Annotated in this window: 22 protein-coding genes; 18 read left to right on the forward strand and 4 right to left on the reverse strand. The window is 34.7% G+C overall.

The genetic code is table 11. The features are described from left to right. Positions 1-139 precede the first annotated feature (139 nt). The 4 genes from H7A25_10525 to H7A25_10540 all read left to right on the forward strand — a co-directional run bounded on the left by H7A25_10525 (position 140) and on the right by H7A25_10540 (position 3,825). Positions 140-862, forward strand: a complete 723-nt coding sequence (locus H7A25_10525; GenBank protein ID MCP5500328.1) for a hypothetical protein — start codon at positions 140-142, stop codon at positions 860-862. Next, positions 828-2,723, forward strand: a complete 1,896-nt coding sequence (locus H7A25_10530) for an ATP-dependent DNA helicase RecQ (protein MCP5500329.1) — start codon at positions 828-830, stop codon at positions 2,721-2,723. The genes H7A25_10525 and H7A25_10530 overlap by 35 nt, the downstream gene beginning before the upstream one ends. A gap of 368 nt (positions 2,724-3,091) precedes the next feature. Continuing rightward, entirely contained in the window at positions 3,092-3,349 is a 258-nt protein-coding gene (locus H7A25_10535) for a UPF0175 family protein (protein ID MCP5500330.1), read from the forward strand. After that, entirely contained in the window at positions 3,346-3,825 is a 480-nt protein-coding gene (locus H7A25_10540) for a DUF3368 domain-containing protein (GenBank protein ID MCP5500331.1), read from the forward strand. Before H7A25_10535 ends, H7A25_10540 begins: the two co-directional genes overlap by 4 nt. Before the next feature lie 91 nt (positions 3,826-3,916). Here the strand turns inward: H7A25_10540 and H7A25_10545 are convergent, their stop codons facing one another. Then, positions 3,917-5,152, reverse strand: a complete 1,236-nt coding sequence (locus H7A25_10545; GenBank protein ID MCP5500332.1) for an IS256 family transposase — start codon at positions 5,150-5,152, stop codon at positions 3,917-3,919. A 181-nt stretch (positions 5,153-5,333) separates the two neighbouring features. Between H7A25_10545 and H7A25_10550 the strand changes: the two genes are divergently transcribed. The 7 genes from H7A25_10550 (at position 5,334) to H7A25_10580 (ending at position 14,597) form a co-directional block, all read left to right on the forward strand. Next, positions 5,334-5,501, forward strand: a complete 168-nt coding sequence (locus tag H7A25_10550; GenBank protein ID MCP5500333.1) for a hypothetical protein — start codon at positions 5,334-5,336, stop codon at positions 5,499-5,501. 54 nt (positions 5,502-5,555) lie between these two features. Beyond that, complete coding sequence (locus H7A25_10555; GenBank protein MCP5500334.1) at positions 5,556-6,731, forward strand: hypothetical protein; 1,176 nt, start codon at positions 5,556-5,558, stop codon at positions 6,729-6,731. A 166-nt stretch (positions 6,732-6,897) separates the two neighbouring features. Further along, on the forward strand, positions 6,898-9,129 hold the full coding sequence (locus tag H7A25_10560; GenBank protein MCP5500335.1) for a hypothetical protein: 2,232 nt from the start codon (positions 6,898-6,900) through the stop codon (positions 9,127-9,129). Between the two features lie 9 nt (positions 9,130-9,138). Beyond that, the gene (locus tag H7A25_10565) at positions 9,139-9,885 is read left to right on the forward strand and encodes a Fic family protein (GenBank protein ID MCP5500336.1); all 747 of its coding nucleotides are present in this window, start codon (positions 9,139-9,141) and stop codon (positions 9,883-9,885) included. Then, on the forward strand, positions 9,882-12,230 hold the full coding sequence (locus H7A25_10570) for a hypothetical protein (protein MCP5500337.1): 2,349 nt from the start codon (positions 9,882-9,884) through the stop codon (positions 12,228-12,230). Before H7A25_10565 ends, H7A25_10570 begins: the two co-directional genes overlap by 4 nt. An 11-nt stretch (positions 12,231-12,241) precedes the next feature. Next, positions 12,242-13,270: an AAA family ATPase gene (locus H7A25_10575; protein ID MCP5500338.1), complete on the forward strand. Its 1,029-nt coding sequence runs from the start codon at positions 12,242-12,244 to the stop codon at positions 13,268-13,270. Next, positions 13,260-14,597 carry a hypothetical protein gene (locus tag H7A25_10580; protein ID MCP5500339.1) on the forward strand — a complete coding sequence of 446 codons (1,338 nt, stop codon included), beginning with the start codon at positions 13,260-13,262 and terminating at the stop codon, positions 14,595-14,597. The genes H7A25_10575 and H7A25_10580 overlap by 11 nt, the downstream gene beginning before the upstream one ends. A 39-nt stretch (positions 14,598-14,636) precedes the next feature. Here H7A25_10580 and H7A25_10585 read toward each other — a convergent pair whose 3' ends face one another. After that, the gene (locus H7A25_10585) at positions 14,637-15,029 is read right to left on the reverse strand and encodes a DUF5071 domain-containing protein (protein ID MCP5500340.1); all 393 of its coding nucleotides are present in this window, start codon (positions 15,027-15,029) and stop codon (positions 14,637-14,639) included. A gap of 22 nt (positions 15,030-15,051) precedes the next feature. Here H7A25_10585 and H7A25_10590 point away from each other — a divergent pair, with 22 nt between their 5' ends. Then, positions 15,052-15,411 (forward strand): nucleotidyltransferase domain-containing protein, encoded by a 360-nt coding sequence (locus H7A25_10590; GenBank protein MCP5500341.1) that lies wholly within the window; start codon positions 15,052-15,054, stop codon positions 15,409-15,411. Then, positions 15,395-15,652 carry a HEPN domain-containing protein gene (locus H7A25_10595; GenBank protein ID MCP5500342.1) on the forward strand — a complete coding sequence of 86 codons (258 nt, stop codon included), beginning with the start codon at positions 15,395-15,397 and terminating at the stop codon, positions 15,650-15,652. The genes H7A25_10590 and H7A25_10595 overlap by 17 nt, the downstream gene beginning before the upstream one ends. A 143-nt stretch (positions 15,653-15,795) precedes the next feature. On the opposite strand, the gene H7A25_10600 is transcribed toward H7A25_10595, so the two are convergent. Further along, positions 15,796-16,122: a helix-turn-helix transcriptional regulator gene (locus tag H7A25_10600; GenBank protein MCP5500343.1), complete on the reverse strand. Its 327-nt coding sequence runs from the start codon at positions 16,120-16,122 to the stop codon at positions 15,796-15,798. 437 nt (positions 16,123-16,559) lie between these two features. Here H7A25_10600 and H7A25_10605 point away from each other — a divergent pair, with 437 nt between their 5' ends. From H7A25_10605 to H7A25_10620, 4 genes are all read left to right on the forward strand, one after another. Next, positions 16,560-16,859 carry a hypothetical protein gene (locus H7A25_10605; GenBank protein ID MCP5500344.1) on the forward strand — a complete coding sequence of 100 codons (300 nt, stop codon included), beginning with the start codon at positions 16,560-16,562 and terminating at the stop codon, positions 16,857-16,859. A gap of 407 nt (positions 16,860-17,266) precedes the next feature. Further along, positions 17,267-17,437, forward strand: coding sequence for a hypothetical protein (locus H7A25_10610; GenBank protein MCP5500345.1), 171 nt, complete (start codon positions 17,267-17,269; stop codon positions 17,435-17,437). Positions 17,438-17,561: 124 nt separating this feature from the next. Continuing rightward, positions 17,562-17,855 (forward strand): hypothetical protein, encoded by a 294-nt coding sequence (locus H7A25_10615; protein ID MCP5500346.1) that lies wholly within the window; start codon positions 17,562-17,564, stop codon positions 17,853-17,855. Next, on the forward strand, positions 17,833-18,009 hold the full coding sequence (locus H7A25_10620; protein ID MCP5500347.1) for a hypothetical protein: 177 nt from the start codon (positions 17,833-17,835) through the stop codon (positions 18,007-18,009). The genes H7A25_10615 and H7A25_10620 overlap by 23 nt, the downstream gene beginning before the upstream one ends. A 306-nt stretch (positions 18,010-18,315) precedes the next feature. Here H7A25_10620 and H7A25_10625 read toward each other — a convergent pair whose 3' ends face one another. Then, entirely contained in the window at positions 18,316-19,365 is a 1,050-nt protein-coding gene (locus H7A25_10625) for a hypothetical protein (protein MCP5500348.1), read from the reverse strand. Positions 19,366-19,534: 169 nt separating this feature from the next. Between H7A25_10625 and H7A25_10630 the strand changes: the two genes are divergently transcribed. After that, positions 19,535-20,647, forward strand: a complete 1,113-nt coding sequence (locus tag H7A25_10630) for a trypsin-like peptidase domain-containing protein (protein MCP5500349.1) — start codon at positions 19,535-19,537, stop codon at positions 20,645-20,647. Positions 20,648-20,704: the final 57 nt, after the last annotated feature.

Genomic DNA, 20,704 nt, shown 5'->3' on the forward strand with positions numbered 1-20,704 from the left:
ACTTATTAAATACTAATTACTGGAGGAAATAAATTATTGGTTGATAAATAATAAAGAAGCTGGTAAAATGCAAAAAAATCGGAAAGGCATATTGATATTAACAGGACGACTATCATAAAAATACTTTGGAGATAAAACCATGCCACTATACAAAAAACAAAAAGAATGGGTTATCGAAGAAATTCACAAAGAACGTGAATTTTACGAAGACGATGAATACGCCGAGTATTTCATCGAAAACGAATTTTTTACCCTCTACGATTATGTCCGGGGAGAAGATATATACACATGGGCAGATGAAAATAGAAAATTTGTCCATGCGAAATATCAGGAGGCTATCGAGGAAGATGACCCTGATATTTTCAAAGAAGATGTGCTTTTAGATCCATATCTCTCATGGGCCAGCAATGCCTACGGTCAGGTAAAACGTAGAATTCAGGGGATTCCTTCTTCCATACTATTTGAAAAAGTGAAAAAGGTCGTAGACTCTATTGAAAAAGGCAACACAAATTTAGATGAACTTTTCGACATGGGACGAATCCCAAAGAAAACCGGCAAAGCAATCGTCACCGAATGGATGTACAGGCTCTACCCGGAAAAATGTCCGATAATAAACAGGCGAAGTGAGTTCTTCTACTCCAACCTGCCGATGGCAAAGGATTACACAAAAGTATCTTTAAACGAGTACGCCGAAGTTTTCACCGAGATGGGAAATATAGTAATCACCGAAGCCGAATTGCCGGAGAAATACAAAAAATATCCCCTTGCCTTAGCCGATAGAATTGCCTTCATGTATTCTGTAGATGCCAACCATTGGGAAGCCTACAGTGAATTCCATAACAGAGAAGATGACTGGACTTAAACCGGAACAAGAAGAAGCGATAACGAGAATACAAAACTCAGAAGGGAATTTCATCTATATTCTTCCTACCGGTTTTGGAAAAACCAGAATCTTCATAGAATATGCAGCCAGTCTTTCAGGATATGCAATCATCATTTCACCTACCCTTGCTTTAATGGCGGACATTACAAACCGTTATCCACAGGAAGCGGAATATATAGCAGGAGATCAGGGAGCAGAAAAAATCCGACAAATCTACCAGAAGTTCACCCACCAACCAGGTCCCCCGTCCACGGGGGATTTAGGGGGAAAATACCTCCTCATGTCGCCCGAAAGGTTCTGTAATCCTTTCACACAGGCTCTTATAGACAAAAATCCACCCTCGGTAATCATAATGGATGAAGCCCATTGTTTAAGCTCCTGGGGGCCGGATTTTCGCAGTGAGTTTTTACTCAGTGCTATATTATGTAAAGAAAAGAAACTCCGAATTATCGCCTGTTCGGCAACCTTATCAAAAGAAATGCAGGTAGATGTCTGCAACTGGTTGGACATACCGGAAGAGAAATATATAACCAATTTATACAATCCTTTGCAATTAGAAAGACAGGAGCTTTCTCTGAATTGTTTTTGTTTTGAAAATTCAGATGAAAATTTAAAGAAAAATAACCTTCTTAAAGAACTGAAAGAAACAGAAGGAAGCTCATTAATTTTTATAAACAGTCGGAAGAAAACCATCAAACTGGCAGAATATCTAAACGCACAGGGACTCGGAGAATTCCAATATTTCTATGGTGCCGGGGAGCAAAATAATCGGGAGAAGCTACCGTTTTTGGGGCTTAAGCAAAGAAATGAAATACTTAAGGGAATGAAAGAAGGAAAACTAAAGGGAGTGGTATGCACCCGTGCTTTCGGACTGGGAGTAGACATTCCCGATGTCAGGTTATTGGTTCATTATGATGTTCCTCCGGATATGGAAACCTACTGGCAGGAATGTTCAAGAGCAGGACGAGATGGAACTAACTCACGTTGTGTGCTTTTCTACCATTCCAAAGACCATAGTTTTTTTAAACAGGGAATATCCCGGATATACGGCAAAGAAAATGAGGATAAAAAAATCGATGAGATTGTAGACTTTGCTTCGCATACAAAAAATACAATAAACAATATAGTAGAAGAAGAATATAACATCCACCACATGGCTCTATTCTGGAGATTACTCAAGGGAAATTTAAAACTAAAAGAATTAAAATTTAGCTGCCAGGTAGAAAATTTACAGGGTGAGAAAAGCAAAAGCAGGAACTGGTTCAAAGAACAAAATCTCAGCCATCTCAGTTCGGAAGAACAATTACAAATCCTATTTTCTCAATATTTAAGAGAAGAAGTATATGTTAAAGAACTTATACTAAAAATCTCCCTTGAAGCAGATAAGGAAATAAATCTTTCTGAAAAAACACAGCTAAAGACTTATATAAAGAATCTGAAACTGTCCAAACTCAACGCTCTGAATACAATTTCTGATTATGCCGGAAGTTCTACCTGTCGCAAGCTAAAAGTATCAACAGAATTTGGTTTTACAGAAATGAAGGCCTGCGGAAATTGCGATAATTGTCGGAATTGCACACAGGAATATAAACCCTACCGGGTTTCTGAGAAAATACACAGGACAGCCTCCGGTGTCTATGTTCGCAGCAAAGGAGAAGTTATCATTGCCGACACACTATCCTATCATGGATTTATCTGGGAATATGAAAAGCCAATTATTGATAAAAATGGCCGCATTGTTCTTCTTCCTGATTTCACCATATATAAACGGAAAAGAATACTACTGGGAACATCTCGGTCTGTGGAACGAAGAAAAATACCGAAAAGATTGGGAAGTTAAGAACAATCTGTATAAACAGCAGGGACTAAAACAGCAACTATTGCTTTCGAAGGACACAGGAACGATTGACAGAGAAGAGGTAGAAAGAAATATTGAGTGTTTAAAATCCAAGCAGTCAGGCTAAAAATATTTCTAAGGAAAATAGATGTGAAAAACCTTTAAATGTTTTTTGGGAGCTTTAGATCTTTTGACTTCCGGAATGACAACTCAAGAAATCTTAGATGATTTAGAAAGTTACGATATTTTTGCCTGCTTCCCGGAAAAATTGAGTGGATAATATTTATTAAGAAATTTGTTCATTAAAATTCTGAAAAATCATTGATTTTAGCGATATTGTGTTGTGGAATTGAATTATAAAGAGGTAAGTTATGCAAGTATCTATTGATTTCAAAGACCCTTTTTTTACATTCTATGATAGTTCAAGCCTTATTAGTGATATTCAGTTAAGTTTGAGCTTGATGCTTTATAAACAGGGAAAAATTTCTATAACAAAAGCTTCCCATATTGCCAATATGGATATTTATAGATTTATGCAGGAATGCTCAAATAATAAGGTCCCTGTTATAAATATTTCAGAAGAAGATATGAAAAAAGAATGGGAAAGCTTGAAAAAGGATTTCTTATGATTTTAGTTGCAGATAGTTCAGCGTTAATTGCCCTTGCTACCTGTGATTCATTGGGAGCTTTAGATTTTTTGTTTAAGGAAGTAAAGGTTCCAGAAGCTGTATATAAAGAAGTAATGGTAAAAACTAAAAAACATGCGGATACTTTAATGCAATATTTAAAAGAAAAAGTTATAATTGTTGATTTAGAAAATATCACAATAATAAAAGATGGAACTTTAGAACTGGGAGAGTTGGAAGCTATCGCTCTATACAAAAAATTAGATGCAGATAGATTATTGATTGACGATTTACGAGGAAGAAAAATTGCAGAGATTAATAATGTTAAAATTATTGGAAGTCTCGGTGTTCTTTTACTTGCAAAAGAAAAAATGTTATATAAAGAAATTAGACAAAAAGTGGAAGTATTAAGAAAATCAGATATTTATTTTTCGGATGAGTTACTAAATTTTATTCTTAAAATCGCAAATGAAAGCTAAAAACTTATATAAAAAATCTGAAGCTGTCCAAACTTAACGCTCGAGCTTGTCCCACATACCGTTAGAGTTCAAACGGAACATATATAAGATATTATGCAGCTACTTTTTTGTCAAGCTGTTGTTCTAAAAAGTCAGCTAAAAATATATTAATTTTATTAACTCCATTTATCTTGCGAAACCTTTTCTCTTGATAAAGCAAATTAACAGATACCCATCTTGAAATCATATCTGTTCCCAGATTCCATTTCTTGACTCTTTTCATTAACGATTTGGGGCCACTGAAACCAGATTCAATTGTATTCGTTGTTAAAAATGTTTTACGCATTTCCACAGGCATTCGTATTTTATGAATAGTTAATAGATCATATTCTGCTTCTTTTAAACTGTTTGAAGCAGAATAACTTATTCGACTTAGCCAGGTTTCAAAACCCAGGTATTCTTCTTTAGCATCACTATATTCATTGCAAGAAAAGATTCTTCGATAACGAAGCTTACATTCCTCATGGTGTTTCTCTGGAAGCTTTGCGAGTAAGTTCCAGAGCTTGTGATTGGTACATCTCTGGATAACTGCACTATCTCCAAATTGTTCTTTTATGGCTTTCTTTAAAGAGCCTGAACCATCCAAAATAAAAATCACTTTATCTGTAAATTTCAGACCCCTCTCCCGGAAAGACACTAAAAGTTCTTTTGTAATTTCATAGTTCTCCGTAGAACCCTCTGAAAATCCAAGGAAATGCTTGTTTCCTTCAATATCAACTCCAAGAGCTGTTACTATAGATTGACCTCCCACATTAGTTCCGTCTATGAATACTGCAAAGAATTTATGATTTTCAAATTTTCTGTTCTTAAACTCATCAAGCTTTTTTCTCGATTCTAAAATGAATTGTCTCGAAACAGAGCTTTTGGATAAACCAGCATCTTCTGATAACTTCTCAATTACCTCTTCATACTTCCGAGAACTAACACCTGCTGATAAGACATTTAATATTCTATCTGAAATATTATCCATCTTTCTGAGATTTTTATAACTCTTTAATGGAAGCTCTTCATTTCCTTTGCGAACTCGTGGTTTTCGTAAAGGAACTTTCTGTCCCTGGATATAGATACTACCATTTTCGCTTCCGCCTCTGTGGCATAAATCATTCTTCTTATGAGAAAAAACTTTCCCACATAACTCTTCCACTTCCAATTGAATAAACTGTTGAATGATTTCTATACTGGCTTTCTGAAGCAGGCTTAAAAGCTCATTATGGGCTATTTTACGAAAGGCTTCCAGAGGTAAAATTTCCTCTTGACTGGAATGATGGCTGGTTTTATTCTTCTTCATGCGGAACTCTCCTGTTGATTTTTTTTGCCAAAACTATTTTCTGGCGAGTTCCGTTTTTGTAAACCCTAACGATTCAGGGGACTAACTCTAACGCTCTGAATATAATTTCTGATTGTGCCGGAAGTTCTACCTGTCGCAAGCTAAAAGTATCAACAGAATTTGGTTTTATAAAAACAAAGGCTTGTGGAACGAAGAAAAATACCGAAAAGATTGCGAAGTTAAGAACAATCTGTATAAACAACAGGGACTAAAACAGCAACTATTAATTTCGAAAAACACCGGAACGATTGATAGAGAAGAGGTAGAAAGAAATATAGAACTGATTTTAAACATTAGAAAAAACCAATAAATCAACAAATTTCAATTTATTCACACCGGGATAGCTAAAAGAGTAAACAAAAGCATGAATACACAAAAATTTTTGAAACATCCGAGGATCTGGAACAAGAAAATCTATTTCAACCAGAAGAAGTATAGTTTTTTTAATCGTGATTATAATGGTTTTCCTGATATCACAAATGATTTGTATGAAGAACACGGAATACAGGTACATCCGGAAAATTACTATGAATTTGTTCAAGTCCTGCAAGATGAAGTATTAGCTATAGAGAAAGAATCCGGTTTATTAGAAAGAATGATAAGTAAATCACTTAGAATATTTATAAATAGTTTTAAAATAGGCTATTATGATAATTTTTACTTCTATCCTCCTAAAACTTTACATTCTGAAGATGAAAGCTTATATGGCTCATTAATGTATGATGAAGAAAAGGTTTTCACTTCTGATAACATAAAGGGATTGAATATAGAGCTTAAAAATATTTTTAAAATAAAAAGTGATTGGAAAGAGTTTCCTCGAAATTTAAAAACACCAAAAAACATTCTCAAAATTAAAAGGATTATATTACATTCTTTTATAGAGAATATCTTTCAGGATATGCTCTATTTTTACAGTGAATCTTATGATTTTTTTGGTAAATGGCAAGAAAGGGGGCTTACATTTATAGATATAGATCCTATGATGTGGTCTGTGGATTATGTCCTCTATCATGTGTCTTCCAGTAATAATTGTATAAGCTCTGATGTACTTGCAGCACTTGATGAAGTATTGGAAGACAAATATTCATACCAGAGAGCAAGACTATTGGAGGAATCTCCTCTGTCATTAGAGCTTGTTTTAGGTCCCATCCGAGAAGGTATGAGTCATGCTAGCATGAAATATTTGATCAGATCAAGTTTGTCTAAATATTATTATATGGAAGCAAAAGATTTAATTTGGAAATGGAAAAGTAGAGGAGTAGAATTTGTAGATGATACTCTGCTTCATCATGATACGAAATATTCTTTTATAGACTATATTACTGGCGATGATTTGATGATAAACAATATTTATACTGCGGTAGATAATGTACTTGAAAATAAATATGAAACTCAAAAAGAATTGTTTATAGAATCATCACCCTACGATCTGAATCCTTTGCTGAAAAATATACTTAACAATGAAACCATTGATTGCTGGAATATAGATGAATTAGAAAAAGAAGTAAATCTTTTTTTATTGGAAAACTATGAACTTTAACATTAAAATTATTCTAAAGGTCTACTCCCCTCTTCCCTGTCTAAAATAAAAAAGCTTGCAAAAAAGTAGAATATATAAAGAAACTGGTAGATAACACGAACCGAATATGGTTCTATTGACTATTTCTACAGGACATGTGAATCATATAAATCAGTAATCAAAGCCCATGAACCCAATACAGGAACTTATATTTTACGAATTAGGAAATAACCGGCTTACTCCGGAACAAGTAAATAAATTGCTTAATAATGGATTTTTAGATAAAACTATTTTTGGAAACCGGGAATGGAAGAAATATTTCGGCATGAATCCTTCGAGCCTCCAGGAGAAATATAGGGAAAAGTCAAAAAATAAGAATACTTCAAACAAAAGTAAAAAGCAAGCATCCAAAATAAGAGATAATCACATCAAGCTATTCCAGCTTCTCAATACAGAATTAGAACTTCTTCTTCCTGAATGGGAAAGTAATTTTTCTATTTTATATAAGTTATATCCAACTTTATTAAAAGAAAAAGCCCCATCTTTACAAAAATTAGCAAAGGAATTGATTGTAATCTTAAGCACAAAAACTATAGTTGAAATATTCTCAGACTTAAAACCAAAATTAGATCATAAAGAAATATCTCTTGTTGAAATAGAACATTTTATTGCTTTCCAAAAATACAAAAAGAAACTCTCTAAAACAAAATACAAGTTAATTCTTTCTGAATATTACACCCCCCAATACTCTTTGATTATGAAAAAACTCTTCTTTCCAATAAACCGATATACTTCGATCCAGTTTTTAAATAATATTGTTCACCTACAGTTGATACTTGAGGATTTCCTAAACATGTTAGATAAATTCCGAAGTTTGAACAAAAGCCTTCCGCATAGTGCAGCGAGAGGAAATATTTTAAAGTTTGATGAGAAGGACAATCTGGTATCTATATATTTCGAAAAAGATACAAAATACGGTGGCCTCGATATTTATGCAGGTGAGGAATTGGAAATCGTAAGGAAAATTTATTGTCTGAAATTTGGAAAGAAAAGAAAGTTCTTTGATGGTAAGTTAAGGTTTAAAAAACCGGACTTGCTCTATTTTAACCAATCTTTTGAACTATGCAAAGCTAAACTTTTTTATAATAATATAATAGATGGTGTCGAATACCCCGCCGGCAGTACAATTTCCTTCAACAAAGATAAAGTTAAAAGAGTTGATCTTGGAGCAAATTGGAATTACCACGGTTATGATTTCTATTCGGGAGAAACAATTCACTTAAATCCTGATGGAAGCATCTATCGATTTTATACCAGAGTTAGTAGAAGCTTTGGAAGATATAAATATCCTGATAAATGCAAATTTGTAATGAAAAAAGAAAAAATTGTTTATAGTGCATTCAGTGCAAAAGATATTTTTTATTACATGGGTTTACCTTTTAAATATAATACAAATATAATGTTCGATAAATACAAAAACGTTATTAATTACTTAGAATGCCTTATTCCTCTGAAATTAATAAAAATTATTGATGAAACTTATTATAAAAAGAATGTATTTTTTATTAAAAAATCTGATAAACTGCTAAAACGTTTCCTGTATATAAATATATATGAAGGTTTAAAAAATATATCCTATAAATATTTAGAGTTTTCAAAAAATGGAAATTTAACTTCCGGTTGTCTCGGAAGAGATTCGACAGTAAATAATTCTTTTATACCAAAAAATTCTATAATCAGTTTTTATGAAGATGGTTCTATATCAAAAATAATTCCTTCCACAAATATAACTGTTTACGATATTCATATTGTAAAAAATGGAGAACTCTTATTTTTTCCTAATGGTAGAATAAATTATTGTACACTTGCTGGCGAGAATACAATAAATAATATCATTTGGAAAAATTATGATAGAATATTTTTCTTTGAAAACGGCCAAATCAAAGAAGCTGAAGCAAAATCAGTATTGATTAATGGTTATTATTTTGGATATTATAGTCCTGACTATAGAAATAAGATTGAATTTTATGAAAATGGTTCTTTGAAAAAAGGTACACTTGCTGCTTATATGCAGGTAAGCAAGTTTAATTTGAGTCCGGGAGATGATATTAGTTTTTATAAAAATGGAAAAATTTCCGAAATAAAGTTAAAAAGAATTACAGAGATTTCAGGAATCTATTTTAAAAGATATTCATCTGTCTACTTTTATGCCAGTGAAAATATCAAATCCGGAACATTAAGAAAAAATACTCTTATTCAGAAAACTGTTTTCAAAGCAGGAACACTTATAGAATTTTATAATAATGGTAAAATAAAAAAAGGTACTTTAGCAAATACCACCAAAGTTTATGGAGAATTATTTCATTCAGGCGATACACTCGTCTTTTATAAGAGTGGAAGAGTAAAAAAGGTAAATTAGATATATAAAATGCAACAGAAATTTATTGAATTACAGAATAAAAAAGAACTTCTCGATAAACACAGACCCTTTCCTGCGGAAAGTCTTCGAAGCCTCAGGGAAAAACTGCTTATAGACTGGACGTATCATTCCAACGCAATTGAGGGCAATACCCTGACCCTTTCAGAAACCAAGGTAGTACTGGAAGGCATTACAGTCGGAGGCAAGACTATTCGTGAACATTTAGAAGCCATCAACCATAAAGAAGCTATTCTCTATCTGGAGAATCTCGTAAAAGAGAAAGAAGTTTTAAGTGAGTGGCAGATAAAAAATTTTCATCACCTTGTTCTAAAAGGTATAGATGAAACAAATGCCGGGACATATCGCAAAGCGAATGTTGTTATAAGTGGAGCGAGACATATTCCACCTGACTTTATGCAATTGTCCGGTGAAATGGAGGCTTTGATAAGAAGTTATCAAAACGAGTGGCAGACCTTACATCCAATCGAAAGAGCAAGCAGGCTGCATACCGAGTTTGTAAAAATACATCCTTTTGTTGATGGTAATGGTAGAACCGCCAGATTGCTTATGAATTTCGAGTTAATCAGAGATGGATATCCACCTATTGTCATTGAAATAAAAGAAAGATTAGAATATTACGATGCTCTTGATAAAGCCCATGTCGATGGAAGTTATGACGATATTTTCCGATTAGTGACAAATTGTTTGGAGAAAAGTTTCTCGCTCTATTTTAGGATTTTAGGAATTGGCCCATGAACACAATACAGGAACTCATATTCTATAAACTCGAACAGAAGCAAATGACAGCAAGGGAAGTCTGGGCTTTTCTGGATAATGGATTCTTAGATGAAACTGTATTTGGTGATGGAGAGTGGAAGAAATATTTCGGCAAGAGAGTTCCGAGAGAAGAAGCTCTTTCTCCTCCCAAAGAATCTCTTCCGGCTAAACGTAGTGGTGGCGGTGTTAAATCTCCCGATAGAATCAAAAAGCCATCCAAAGATAGAGAAAACTATGCCCGCATGTTTTATACTCTCAATGAGGAATTGGAAATACATATTTCCAAATGGGAGAGAGATTTAGTGTTTATAGATAAGCTTTATCGAGAGCTTTTACAAAAAGAAAATCCATCTCTTTTAGCTAAAACCAAAGAACTATACGAATATCTTATTAAAAATACAAGTAATGATTTCAACTCAATATTAAAACTCTTAAAAGCCCTCGATGGAAACCCCGAGAAAAAGTCGCTTAACACGAAAGATTATAAAATTCCTGTAGAAGAATTCAAAACATTTTATGAATTTGATAGGTATAAAAAATATCTACAGAAACCTAAATATAAATTTCTAATCCAGAATTACTACACTCCTGATTTTTTTATTAAACATTCAAAAGTTCAAATACCACTGCTAAAGAGAGAAAATGTAACTTTTCTCGATAAACTCATTCAACTTCAAATACTTTTTAAGCAGGTGTATCTATTTTGGACTTCTTCAGCGAATACAGCAAAGGAAATTGGACTCAATACTTTTGAGATTATAAAAAACAAAATACAATTTATTTTTTCGCGGGAAGGAGCTTTTCATTCTATTTATTTTACAGAAGATGGGGATGTAAACGGCATACCGGTTTATAAAGAGGAAGAATTATGCCTGCTCTCAGTGGAAGAAAAAAAAGTTCTTTGGTTTAAAACTTTTAATCCTTTTTTTTTGAAAACAAATTGGCTCAGAAATGATTCCAAAGATTACTTTTCGTTTATAGATCAAATTGTAAGAGCAATATCAGGTGATATCGATGATTTATGCTTCTGTCTTATTTTAAAATCTGATAAAATGATTCATAATAACAAACACCATAAAAAAGATATTTTATATTTAGATAAATACTTATTTCCTAAAAGCGTAAAATTTTTAGAAAAAGTTGAAGGTCTTGCAATTACTCCGGGACAGGCTCACCTGTTTTATTCCTATCCTGAGTTAAATTATTGCATATCAAATGAAAAATTGGAAATAGATGGAATGGTTATTCCTGAAGGCTCACTGCTTAAATATGAAAATAACAAACCACAAACGATTATATTTTCAGAAAATGGTAAATTAGGAAATCATGAGATTGATGCACTCTCGGCTATCAGTATCGATAACACTTCAAATACAATAATTATATATCCATACTCATTAAAGACTATTCTGATAGACCAATTAGAATTTGAAAATGTAAGTAAATATAAAATTGATGAAAAGAAGAATATAATTTATTTAAAAACAAATGCTGAACAAAAACTAAAAATAACTCAAGCAAACTCTCAACATGGTACTGAATATCATGCTTGCTTTCCACCTAACAGTGAATATTATTTTTCAAATAACGGAGTATTGGAAAAGGTAATCACAGGAGATATTCTAACAATAGTAGATATGAAAATTATCGAAAGCACAGTTTTTAACTTTAACGAGAAAGACAAATGCTTTGAGGTAATAAATGTATATATAGAAAAGTTCTCTACCCATTTTCGCCATATTATACTTAATTCAAATTTTGAACCTGAAAAAGGAGTTCTTGATTCACATACACATTATTTTGATTTTCAACTTGAAAAGGGAGATGTAGTTTATTTTAAATTAGACTCGGAGAAACTATTTATTGCAAAATTAGTGATTCAAAATAAAAGGAGATTTAATAATAGAGACCTGTATCCAAATGGTGAAATTTATTTTTTCAATCAAAAAACGAAATGTTGGTATGCTAAACTTAAGGATAATGAAATGATTAATGGTATAACCCTTCATAAACATAGCTTTATCAGTTGGGATCCTATTGGAAAAATTTCAAATGCAATATTAGTACAGGACACTAACATCAACGGGGTTCTTTTTAAAGAAGATACCGGGGTTTGGTTTAATATAAATGGAAACATTACAAAATGTATTCTCTCGCAGGACACTAGTATCAACGGAATTGTTTTTAAAAAAGATACCTGGCTTAACTTTTATGAAAATGGAAATCTTGAGGGAGGAAGATTAGCACAGGACACTTCTATTAATGGAATAACCTACAAATCCGGCACAACAATAACTTTCAACGAAGACGGAGAATTATTATAAAGGAAAACAAAATGGGTTTAGAAAAGGAAACAATTACACTCAGTGAAGCAAAAAGGTTGATTAAAGCAATGGCAGCAAAGGAGAGTATTCTTATTCTTTCCGCACCCGGTGTTGGCAAGTCCGATGTAGTGAGACAGGCAGCTAAAGAAGAAGGTCTTGAAGTACGTTCTCTTCTCGGTACACAGATTGCCCCGGAAGATGTAAGCGGTATACCGCGTATCGTCAATGAACGCTCCGTCTTCTGTCCTCCTCGCATTCTCTTACCTGAAGATCCAAAGCCCTTCTGTCTCTTCCTGGATGAGTTTCCGGCAGCGGCTCCCGATGTGCAAAAAGCCCTATATGCCCTTCTCTTAGAAAGAAGACTGGGTGAACACAAGCTACCCGAAGGAACCTGGGTTGTAGCCGCAGGAAACCGGCAGGAAGACAGGGCCTTAGTCCGACAAATGAGTTCTGCCCTTGTCAACCGAACTTTTGTTCTGCAAATAAAAGTCGATGTCAAAGAATGGATAGACTGGGCGGAAAAATCCGGCATTCATCCCGACATATTAGCTTTCATCAAATTTATGCCGGATGCTCTCATGCGTCCTGTTCCCGATAAACCCGTACCTTTCTCCACACCGCGTGCCTGGGCTTCCCTGTCTAATGCCATTCACCTCTGTAGTAAAAGTGGTAAGATAGATCTGCCTCTCTTACGTTCCCTTGCTTTTGGCAGGGTGTCTGCGGAAGATGCTGCTATTTTTTCTACTATCTATGAAAATGAACTTACAGAAATATTCGCAATAGAAGAGTATATCAAATCACTGGATAAGTTACCTCATGATAGCACGAAACTCTGGATGATACTCCACTCGATTCGTCGTGCCCTCGAAGATGATAAATTAAAAGGCTTCAGCGTGGAAGAATTGGAAAACTTTTTACAGAGTATTCCCACGGATAATCTCTTTACTTTACTCTCCGGCAATGTGGATAAATGGGGAAGCCTGGGATTGAATGATTTCTTGAAAAAGACCTTAGAAGAGGTAACCGGCATTGGAGAATAAAGAATTCCTGGAACGGGTTATAAAGCTTTGTAGTATACAATTACCTTACTTTTCCGGTCTTATCCAAAAAGTGCTTATCTCGGAGCATAAAGAAATTCCAACAGCCGGTATTACCGTTACCGGAAGGATGGTGATAAACCCGGACTGGTTTTATCTTCTGGATTTACCTACAGCCACATTTATTTTTGCTCATGAGCTGTATCACCTTGCACTGCGAACACACGATAGGGGTAAAGGTTCTATTCATCGATTGTTTAATATTGCCCATGATCTTGTAATCAATCGGAAGTTAAAAAAAGAACTAAATTTTGATTCAGTTCCGGTAGGTGGATTAGATATAGAAAGTATATTAAAACATCAAACACACTTACACGATGCCTCTGCTGAAGAAATCTATTACTATCTCAAAGAAAATAATCCCCAACATATCTCTTCGAAAGACCACTGGACAAATATTCAAATCACAACAAACGCTGGTTCTAATCTTCCTTCACAGGGAGGAGCTATGGCAGATGCTTTGCGTAAAGCTTTACAAAAAGGGAAGCCAGCAAGTGAAGATAATTTGGATAAACTCGGAGGCCATTCAGATATTATAGATGAAGAACTGGAAAGGCGACTGTTTCCGAATGAAACAAGAACTTCACTGAAGCAAAAAGAACGTATTGAGGAAATAGAAAAAGCCTGCAATAACGCACTCAGTATGAAAGCAACTCAGGAAGAATTCGAAAAACTTTTTGGAATGCCCGGATACGGCAAGGATAATGTAGCAGGAGAAATGGAAGATTCTATCGACATGCTTCGCTCCTATTACAGACCTCCCTGGGAAATGGCCCTACAACAATGGATGGAGAATACAACAAGAACCGGAAAAACCTATTCCCGTGCCAGTAGACGCGGTACAGGCTATGACTTTGTCTTACCCGGACACAAGAGGGAAGGTTATACCATACACATATTACTTGATACCAGCGGTTCTATGTATGATACACTCAGCCGCATTTTAGGTGTAATCGCTTCTTTTTGTGATTCCTTGATGATTCCGGAAATCCACCTGTTACAGTGTGATACAGAAGTAACTTCGGATGAATGGCTAAGTCCGGAGGAATTGCAGAATTATACAATTCGCGGTATGGGAGGAAGCGATATGACACCCGGCATGGAATATCTGGCGCAAGATCCAGAGGTAGAAAACCTGATAGTCATAACCGATGGCTATATCGACTATCCGGATGAAGCCATGCCCTATGAAGTCCTCTGGGTATTAACCGAAGAGTATGATTTTCGTCCAGCTTATGGAAAAATAATTCAGTTGGAAGGGGAGGATTGAGAGAGAGCTTGATGATTAATATGAAGACGAATAATCGATTTATCTGCGAATCGTTTTATAAGGATCTTCTTCAATGGCCAGGTGTACCTCTCCTTTTATGTCTTCAGCAGAAAGATTCTCATTCAGGTTTTGCAATAAAGGGATAAACTGTTCTAATTCAGAAGTTTGCATTCTGGCAATGACTTCCTGTATTACCCAGTATTTCCAGACAGCATCATTCGTGAGAAAAATATTCTTAACTATATCCAGACTCTTACGTCCCAGGGAAATCAAAAACGGTGTAAGTTCTTTGGCTATCGGCCAATTAAAATCCTGTATACAGGCAAAAATATCCAATAAAACAGGTGAAACAGCAGGATAACCGAGATTTATCAGTAACCTTGCGTTGTCAGTGGAATAAGTAAAGGAAATATTAAAGGAACTTGGATTCATCACAATAATCAGTCTAACTACTATGTCATCAAATACAGTAAATAAAAAAGTAAGCTTTTTATCCGAAGAGTTTTTACAGGAGTGTATTAATAATATCCTCAGTATTTTCACTCCGGAGAAAATTATTTTATTTGGTTCTTATGCATACGGAAATCCTACTCAAGATAGTGATATAGATATATTTATCATATTAAAAGACTCCAAATTACCCAGATACAAAAGAGCAAGAGAATTGCGAAAACTTTTTAGGAATTATGAAAAAATAGAATTTGACTTTGTAATTTATAAAAGCTCAGAAGTGGATGAATGGAAAGATGTGCATTTATCTTTTGTAAATACTGTATTAGAAAAAGGTAAGGTTATATATGAGAGACAAGAATAGTCTTGTGCAAGCATGGTTAATGAAAGCTGATAAAGATTTATTAACAGCAAAAAGGGAATTGAGCTTTGAAGACCCTGTTGTTGAGTCTGTTTGTTTTCATTCTCAACAAGCAGTTGAAAAATATATTAAAGCCTACTTAGTGTATAAAGACATTAGTTTTTCTAAAACACACGATATAGGAAAATACTACCAGAGAAAATGCAATCTAAAAAAAAGAGAAAAAATCAAAACGTTTTTCTAATTCTTTCGTCAAAATATACATAGAAGCAAAGGATTGCTTTTCACCCTGTTCAAATTCACGAAGGAAGTTTTAACACCCACAACTTAAATCTACCTTCGGGCTCGGTAGCTCCGGGGGTGGGTTTATGAGACTCCGGTGCAGTTTCACTTATAACTCCGTTTCAACAATTCAATAAATCCTCTTACTGTATCTAAGAGTTTGGGATCCTTTCTGACCTCTGAAATGAGTTCTTTTTCTTTATCGCTTAAAGAATTTGGTCCGGCTAACATAGAACCTGTTCCCTCTATTAACCACTCTACACTGATATTATGTTCTTTATGAAGTTTAAGAATCACTTCTACCGGAAGTCTTTTGGCCCTTCCATTTACAATTTCGCTCAGGTTGGAAGGTTGAAGTCCATACTTCTCTGCAAACTCCTTCTGGTTTAGTTTTAGAAAGGTAAAGAGGATTTTGTAATCACTTTTTTTCATAGTTCTTTTTTTTTGTATAAATATTACTTGATAGTCCAATAATATATAATTATCATGGCTATATATCAATTATAGAATTCCATCTCTCCCTGTCACTAAGAAACAGGGTCCCAGATTCAATAGGAGAAAAGTATGCAGGTGAATCAACAGGGAGAACAGTATATTTTGTTTAATAAAGACTTTTGCAGTTTGGAGGGAAAATACGGACACAAACTACGTAAAGAAGCAAAGGAAGAACTTTTATTCTGTACTGAATGACAAACGGCAACGGGTTCTGGTGAGGAATTATTCGATGAATTAAGCATACTGAATTAAATCAGTATATCAAAAAAAATATTGATAGATTAAATATTTTAAAATAACTACAAATTAAAAGAATATGAATTAGCTTTTAAAGTATAGTTTTTGGGATCTTAGATACTCTATAGGGGGATAAAATGGACATTATCATAAACGACAGGGAAGAAATTAAAAATATAATCAGTAATTTTTTACAAATCATAGATCGTCTGGATATTATAACAAAAGCAGAGGTAATATCAAAGATTTCTGAATCTATAAAGAAAGACAAGAAAAGAGAAGACTCTTATTATTTCTTTGAAGCGGAAGATATTCATCCAGAAAATTTAAGCAAAGAAGAAAGAATGAAATATTTTATGGATGCTTTTGGTGGCTGGGAATCAGAAGAAACGGCTGATGAGTTAATTGAAAATATTCGAAGTAGCCAAATTATTTAATAAAAAGATAAATTAACTTTACCTCAAGCTGTTTTCTAAACCCCCGGTGCAGTTTTATTCAATAAATCACTACAGATTCATTTTTTAGAATTATAAAACTACTTCCTTTGACAGAAGAGGGAGAAGATGGAAAATCAACTATTAGAAAGAATTACAATAAATCCTGAAATCTGTTTTGGAGAGCCAACAAAAGATATTTATACGGTTCTAAAATTAATACAATAAATTCAAGAATAACTTAATCTAATAAATCCTTAAGGCTTATAAAAAGAAAACTTACCAGAAAATTGATAAGGAATCTGCTGCTCTGTCCCTGTCTAAAATAAAAAAGCTTGCAAAAAAGAAGAATACATGAAGAAACTGGTACATAAGTATTATTTTATTAACTATTTCTATAGGAAAAGATTATGAGCCTTGAGGATGAACAGGGTTATTATTACTTTTGTCTTGTGGATACAAAAGGAATAGAACATGTGAGTCGGTCAAAAAAGATATTAGACGGATTCGATGGTTTTATAGATTATAATGAAACTAATAGAGAAGAGCTGGAAAGAATTTTAAGCCAGGTAAATCAATAGAAATCTGGTATTTGCAAGCTCTGACTACCAGTTTATATGGTAGTTTAGGAAATTTCTTCCTGCTTTTTTAAGTGGATACAAAAAATCCTTGTATAAAAAAAGTTTATTCGTCATAAATGGCTATATGGACAGTCAAAAAAAGAATATTGAACTTCTAAATATAAGGCTTATGGAGCTACCAGAGGAAATACAAAAGAATATATTTGAATATGTAGAGTTATTATATTTAAAATACGCCATCCATGACGGAGATATTTCTCTAAATTTAGAAGAAAATGATGATAGACTTTCTGAAGATGATAACAAAGAACTCAATAGAAGAGTTCAGAATGCCATCCAGAATCCGGACGAATTGTTAACTCCTGAACAAATACAAATTAGGTTTAAAGAAAAATATGGACAAGAAATACAAATTTGAAAAAGGAGCAGAAAAAGATTTTCATCAAGCCTATGAATGGTATGAAGAAAAACAAGAGGGACTCGGTATGCGATTATCGAAATATCTTTTTGAGAAGATTAACATTCTACTAAAAAAAAGAATTAGGGATAGAAACGATAATTTTAAAGCATAATCACAGGACCGCCTCCGGTGTCTACGTTCGCAGCAAAGGAGAAGTTATCATTGCCGACACACTTTCCTATCATGGATTTATCTGGGAATATGAAAAACGAATTATTGATAAAAATGGCCGCATTGCCCTTCTTCCTGATTTCACCATATATATAAACGGAAAAGAATACTACTGGGAACATAACCATCCGGTAAAGTCCTATAAGAGCCTGTCTGAAAATGAAGCTACAGGCTCTGGCAAGTTTTTAGTCTTTTAATTCATCAGTAAAAGCGAAATCTTGCTTAGTAAATTATTAGATTTATGAGCTTATAATCTCTCCAGCTCTTCTGTAGATAAACCTGTTTTCTTACTCACTTCGACTATCGGTAGACCGGCAGACAAAAGAGTTCCGGCCAGTTCCTGAATCAGACGATTCTTCTCCTCCAGAGCCTTATCCTTTTCCTCCAATGCCTTTTTGTTTTCTTCCAATGCTTTTTCTTTTTCTTCCACTATACCGGTGAGAAAAGCAATCGAATTGTCACGATCTATTAAAGCTTTGATATATTCATCTTCCGCATACATCTGCTCTTCCATATCCGGGTTTTCTGATGCGGCTGCCTGTAAACGCTGGATAACACGGTCAAAGTAGTCAGGAAATACCTTTCGGGTCAGGCGTAGCCGGTGTTCGTTCTTGTCTTCACGAGATGCCTGATCAAATATCCTGAGCAGGGTATAGAGTCTTTTCTTGTATTCATCATTTGCATAGTCTTCTTCTTTGATACTCTGCAAATTGGGAACCTGCACCACCCAGATATCATAGATTAGATTATCTATAAACTCATTGTGTCTCTGCAAGTTTTTGTTCTTGAAAACTCCTACCTTATCATGCTTCGTACGAATCAAGAGATCGTTTATTTCATTTTCAATCCGAAAGTTCAATATAAAGATAGGAACAAGACGAATGGGGCTTTCGATTTCCTTTATTGCCTGTGTTCCGGGATCTACTATTTCCTGTGTTTGCTTTTTCTGGAAGTTCTTACTGATGTAACGCTTAAAACGAAAAATCTCATTGGGCTTACTCGCTTTCTGCAATTCTATCATAACAAGCTCTTCCTTACCGTTCGGAAGCTCTATCTTCGCAGAAAAGTCGAGATGAAAAAGCCGTATGTCGTCGCTGGTTTTGGGGTCTTTTAGCGGTATGGCCGAGCTCTCTTTTTTCTCGGTTTTGGACTGAGGTTCAGGCTTTATACTGATGATTTTCTCGTTGATGAGAGTCGAAAGAATGATTTTCGCACTTTCCTCGTCCTCCATAAGGTAGCGAAATACTACATCGTAGATGGGGTTAGGAATTATAATATATTCATCATCGGCGGCCATTTTTCTCTCCGAAGAAGAGATTTAACCAGAAAAGAACACCTGTCAAGAGAAAATCTACTTCCTGCCCTCTTCCTGGCTGAAGCACTGTCCGGCTTAGAGAAAGAGAAAATTTATAACCAATTGAGAATTTACAGGGGTCTACATATTGAAACCCAAATGGAGGTATAAATTGTTACAAAAAGAAATATTTAGAACGGCAGGATTAGTATTAATTTCCCTACTCATAGGTACTTTCTTTTCCCCAATTCTCACCTGCGGAGGAAAGAACAGCAGTCTTACGGTAAACGCAGATCCACAGAAAAAAGCCAGCCCGGCCAAAAGCAGTGCCATAGATCTTCAAAACGCTTTCCAAGAAGTATTTGATGAAGTATCCCCCAGCGTTGTTTCTATCGCTACAGAAAGGACAGTTAACGTGAATGTTCATCCTTTCATGAACGATCCTTTTTTTGGAAAGCAATTCGGTGGAAAGTCTATGAAACAAAAGCAAAACGGTCTGGGTTCCGGGATTATTTTAAACTCGGAAGGTTTCATTCTCACCAACCACCATGTTATCAAAGATATGGATAAGTTAACTGTTAAATTAAAAAATCATAAATCCTTTGAAGCCAGGTTAATCGGTTCCGATAGCACCATGGATATTGCCCTACTCAAGATTGATCCCAAAGGAGAAAAACTGAAACCCGCCGTTTTAGGAGATTCTTCTAAAGTAAAAGTTGGTAGCTGGGCTATAGCCGTTGGCTCCCCACTCGGTTTTGAACAATCTTTTACCCTCGGAGTAGTAAGTGCTGTCAAACGTGGCGGACTGGATGCTTCCGGTGTAAGTTATATCCAGACCGATGCTGCCATAAATCAGGGTAACAGTGGTGGCCCTCTTTTAAATATCTATGGAGAAGTCATAGGAATCAATCGTATGATAGTCTCGCCGAGTGGTGGTTCCGTAGGAATCGGTTTTTCCATCCCTATAAATGAAGCCAAAGATATAGTAGACCAGCTTAAAACCAATGGAAAAGTGGTTCGACCCTGGATAGGAATCGGGATTGATGCAATTTCTGAAAACGATAAAACCGAACTCAAACTAAAAGCAAGAGAAGGTGCCCTGGTAAAACAAATAGTCGAAGACTCTCCGGCAGATAAAGCCGGCCTACAAATTGATGTAAAAACTCCGGAAGACATTATTTCCTATGTTCGTAAGTCTAAAGTCGGAAAGCGTTTAAAACTAGAGCTCATTCGAGAAGAAAAGAAAATTCGCACCTCTATCGTTCTGGAAGAAAAACCCAATTAATAAATAATTTATTGACTTAATTTTTAGCCCCCTTATACTTAAAATCCGCAGGGGGCT

Source organism: Leptospiraceae bacterium (genome assembly GCA_024233835.1).
Taxonomy (GTDB): Bacteria; Spirochaetota; Leptospiria; order Leptospirales; family Leptospiraceae; genus JACKPC01.

Excerpts from the sequence above, each read along its gene's own strand:
- H7A25_10535 (MCP5500330.1), top strand. The coding sequence starts at position 3,092 with ATGCAAGTATCTATTGATTTCAAAGACCCTTTTTTTACATTCTATGAT.
- H7A25_10595 (MCP5500342.1), top strand. The coding sequence starts at position 15,395 with ATGAGAGACAAGAATAGTCTTGTGCAAGCATGGTTAATGAAAGCTGAT.
- H7A25_10585 (MCP5500340.1), bottom strand. The coding sequence starts at position 15,029 with ATGAATCCAAGTTCCTTTAATATTTCCTTTACTTATTCCACTGACAAC.
- H7A25_10620 (MCP5500347.1), top strand. The coding sequence starts at position 17,833 with ATGGACAAGAAATACAAATTTGAAAAAGGAGCAGAAAAAGATTTTCAT.
- H7A25_10525 (MCP5500328.1), top strand. The coding sequence starts at position 140 with ATGCCACTATACAAAAAACAAAAAGAATGGGTTATCGAAGAAATTCAC.
- H7A25_10555 (MCP5500334.1), top strand. The coding sequence starts at position 5,556 with ATGAATACACAAAAATTTTTGAAACATCCGAGGATCTGGAACAAGAAA.
- H7A25_10545 (MCP5500332.1), bottom strand. The coding sequence starts at position 5,152 with ATGAAGAAGAATAAAACCAGCCATCATTCCAGTCAAGAGGAAATTTTA.
- H7A25_10610 (MCP5500345.1), top strand. The coding sequence starts at position 17,267 with ATGAGCCTTGAGGATGAACAGGGTTATTATTACTTTTGTCTTGTGGAT.
- H7A25_10605 (MCP5500344.1), top strand. The coding sequence starts at position 16,560 with ATGGACATTATCATAAACGACAGGGAAGAAATTAAAAATATAATCAGT.
- H7A25_10600 (MCP5500343.1), bottom strand. The coding sequence starts at position 16,122 with ATGAAAAAAAGTGATTACAAAATCCTCTTTACCTTTCTAAAACTAAAC.
- H7A25_10575 (MCP5500338.1), top strand. The coding sequence starts at position 12,242 with ATGGGTTTAGAAAAGGAAACAATTACACTCAGTGAAGCAAAAAGGTTG.
- H7A25_10625 (MCP5500348.1), bottom strand. The coding sequence starts at position 19,365 with ATGGCCGCCGATGATGAATATATTATAATTCCTAACCCCATCTACGAT.
- H7A25_10565 (MCP5500336.1), top strand. The coding sequence starts at position 9,139 with ATGCAACAGAAATTTATTGAATTACAGAATAAAAAAGAACTTCTCGAT.
- H7A25_10570 (MCP5500337.1), top strand. The coding sequence starts at position 9,882 with ATGAACACAATACAGGAACTCATATTCTATAAACTCGAACAGAAGCAA.
- H7A25_10560 (MCP5500335.1), top strand. The coding sequence starts at position 6,898 with ATGAACCCAATACAGGAACTTATATTTTACGAATTAGGAAATAACCGG.
- H7A25_10615 (MCP5500346.1), top strand. The coding sequence starts at position 17,562 with ATGGACAGTCAAAAAAAGAATATTGAACTTCTAAATATAAGGCTTATG.
- H7A25_10540 (MCP5500331.1), top strand. The coding sequence starts at position 3,346 with ATGATTTTAGTTGCAGATAGTTCAGCGTTAATTGCCCTTGCTACCTGT.
- H7A25_10590 (MCP5500341.1), top strand. The coding sequence starts at position 15,052 with ATGTCATCAAATACAGTAAATAAAAAAGTAAGCTTTTTATCCGAAGAG.